Origin of the sequence: Methylobacterium sp. E-066 (genome assembly GCF_022829635.1) — a bacterium.
Classification (GTDB): Bacteria; Pseudomonadota; Alphaproteobacteria; order Rhizobiales; family Beijerinckiaceae; genus Methylobacterium.
On sequence record NZ_JAKSYO010000134.1, the window covers coordinates 1 to 322 of the forward strand.

Genomic DNA, 322 nt, shown 5'->3' on the forward strand with positions numbered 1-322 from the left:
AATTGCGATGTGCCGGTCTGGTGGCTTGAGCGGCGTGCCCAGAACCCGATCCCATCTCGAACTCGGCCGTTAAACACGCCAGCGCCCATGGTACTGTGTCTCAAGGCACGGGAGAGTCGGTCGCCGCCAGACCTGCACATCGCAATCCGAACACGTTCCCTCATCACGATCACCGCTACGGCCCCGGAGCCCGCCCACACAGGCGAACAGCCAGCCCGGACCAGCCGCACAACCTTGGCGCGGGGTGGAGCAGCCCGGTAGCTCGTCAGGCTCATAACCTGAAGGTCACAGGTTCAAATCCTGTCCCCGCAACCAAATCTTT

1 tRNA gene and 1 rRNA gene are annotated in these 322 nt (G+C 62.4%); both read left to right on the forward strand.

Annotation, left to right across the window (positions count from 1 at the left end):
• The first annotated feature begins 16 nt into the window (after window positions 1-16).
• Window positions 17-132 (forward strand): 5S ribosomal RNA (gene rrf / locus MKL20_RS19345).
• Window positions 133-238: 106 nt separating this feature from the next.
• Window positions 239-315, forward strand: a tRNA-Met gene (locus MKL20_RS19350).
• Window positions 316-322 lie beyond the last annotated feature (7 nt).